Here is a 2006-nt window from a genome sequence, read left to right on the forward strand (position 1 = left end):
AATGCGGCTACCCTGTGGCGTCAGCAGAATGTCCCGCACCGACTGGCGCAGATGGTCAATATCAGTAATGGCTTTACCGCTGATATTGTTCATCCCGCTATAAAGCGTCATACCGGGCCTCCGGTTGTATCGCCGCCTTTCAGGACGCCAGTATGCTGATGCGCATCAACCACGATCCCGTTAGAACTCATTGCACCGCCGCCCTGGGTAACGCCACCATTGATTACCATTTCGCTGTTAATACGCGTGCGGTCGGCCTCCAGCACAAACTCACTGGTTTTCAGGGTGATGTTGTCGGCAGCTTCAATGACCATGGATTTGATTCCCCTGACATACCAGCGCCCGGTAGCGGGTTCGTATTCAAACCAGCCACCGTCAGGATGTTCTGTCACACAGGCGTCCGCCGACGTCGACGGTGGCGCGAACTGATTCGAATAGACAGCGGGCAGCGCAAAGGCGGTTTCCAGATTGCCCCCCAGACTCAGCAGCACCACCTGCTCACCTTCCGATGGTCGCCACCATGTCCGGGCATTTCCTGCACGCAGCGTCAGCCAACTGATCCAGTTAGTTTCAAGCTCGCCCGTTTTCACTCGGCAAAGCCAGTTTTCCCTGTCCACTTCGGTGACTACCCCAGTGCGGATCAGGTTGGTGATAAGGCGCATGATTTCGGTTAATTGTGCGTTCATAGGGAAAGGTTGCCATCAGGGGAAGAAAGGCGGCAGTGCTGCAACTTGTATCAGTGCTGATACAAAGATCACCCCGCCAGCCATTGCAGAATCATGTCGCGGGTCATTGCCTCAACATCATCATTTACGCCCAGAAGACGACGCTCTGCGTAACGGACCTCAGGTCCTTTGCGACTGACGCGATCACGCATGCCGTAATGGTGAACGCGGGCAATACGCTGCACCTTACCTTCAAACTGCACGCTGGCAGAATCGGCGCTGGCGGCAGTTTTCAGGTATTTTGTGGTGCGCAGCTTTACAAACATCTGCCGTTTGATACGGCCTTTTTTACTGCGTGCTGTTACCCGTCGCGGTTCATAGCTGCTGCCGTCAGGGTTGCGCTGCATCCTGATATTCTGCTGCTGTGTCCGGCGCAGTTCCTGCGCCAGCTGGCGCATCATGCGGCTTCTTGCGGCTGGCTCCAGATTCGCCAGCAAAGCACTCAGCCAGTCGTCCACCTTCTGTAATTCAGCCACGTTTCACCGTCCACATTTCTTCTGGTTCATCGGGTTCCGCTACCGCTTCAACACTTGACACACTGCCGTCAGTGCTGACCAGCACACGCTCCGTCAGTTGCAGGTTGAGGCTGATATCACAGACATCGTTGCGCAGAATATCCACCTCAAAGGTGAATAGTTTTTCCCGTAACGCCGGGTTATTGATGGCATCGGGCTGGTTATCCCTCAGCCACAGCAAAACCGGGGCCATCAGCAGATTCTGGTCGCCGCTGAAATCCTCAATCACCGCGTTCAGGGTGTAACGGTACTCCCACGACATGGAGCTGGCCCCCGTGGCAACCAGCGAACCGTTATCCACAAACAGATGCAGTTTGTCCGGGTTATTGCGGACATAAGGCACCGCTTTATTGAGGGCGTGGCGCAGGGATTGTGGTTTGTTCACTATTTCGCTCCTGACACGCAATAATCATATCCATTTTGTCTGCACAGACCGCCCAGGCGGCCTCCGTTTCATCCAGCAACGCATTCAGATCACCGTTAGTGCGCGGCGCTGCCTGATCCAGCCGACACGGCGTCACTCGCGGACAACCACTGACGGTAAGCTGCACCTCCGGTGAGTGTGGGGCGTTCCCGCAGCCGGATAATGTCAGCAGGCAAAGGAGTATCAGCCCAGCAGCGTAAATCCTCGTTCTCACGTTTCAGTTCCTCGATCCGGTGTTGTCGTTGTCTCAGCAGCGCGCTGGTCTGTTCTGCTTCGGCATAGAGCCGCGCCTGCTCCCGGTTATTGGTTTCAGTCAGAATAGACAGGCTGATAAGCTGGCTG

General features: G+C 55.6%; 5 protein-coding genes and 1 pseudogene. All 6 read right to left on the reverse strand.

Features of this window, described 5'->3' with window-relative positions:
* Positions 1-111 (reverse strand): annotated as a pseudogene (locus tag D9742_RS23060) (baseplate assembly protein); the annotation flags it as partial.
* Positions 108-686 carry a phage baseplate assembly protein V gene (locus D9742_RS23065; protein ID WP_130238350.1) on the reverse strand — a complete coding sequence of 193 codons (579 nt, stop codon included), beginning with the start codon at positions 684-686 and terminating at the stop codon, positions 108-110. The pseudogene D9742_RS23060 and the gene D9742_RS23065, both read right to left, overlap by 4 nt.
* A gap of 68 nt (positions 687-754) precedes the next feature.
* Positions 755-1201, reverse strand: a complete 447-nt coding sequence (locus tag D9742_RS23070) for a phage virion morphogenesis protein (RefSeq protein ID WP_130238351.1) — start codon at positions 1199-1201, stop codon at positions 755-757.
* Positions 1194-1625 carry a phage tail protein gene (locus D9742_RS23075; RefSeq protein ID WP_001039937.1) on the reverse strand — a complete coding sequence of 144 codons (432 nt, stop codon included), beginning with the start codon at positions 1623-1625 and terminating at the stop codon, positions 1194-1196. Before D9742_RS23075 ends, D9742_RS23070 begins: the two co-directional genes overlap by 8 nt.
* Positions 1588-1836: an Rz1-like lysis system protein LysC gene (gene lysC / locus D9742_RS23645; RefSeq protein WP_240780514.1), complete on the reverse strand. Its 249-nt coding sequence runs from the start codon at positions 1834-1836 to the stop codon at positions 1588-1590. Before lysC ends, D9742_RS23075 begins: the two co-directional genes overlap by 38 nt.
* Positions 1721-2006, reverse strand: a 286-nt coding sequence (lysB, locus tag D9742_RS23085; RefSeq protein ID WP_130238353.1) for an Rz-like lysis system protein LysB, incomplete at its 5' end; no start/stop codon positions are given. The genes lysC and lysB, both read right to left, overlap by 116 nt.

It is taken from the genome of Escherichia sp. E1V33 (assembly GCF_004211955.1).
Taxonomy (GTDB): Bacteria; Pseudomonadota; Gammaproteobacteria; order Enterobacterales; family Enterobacteriaceae; genus Escherichia.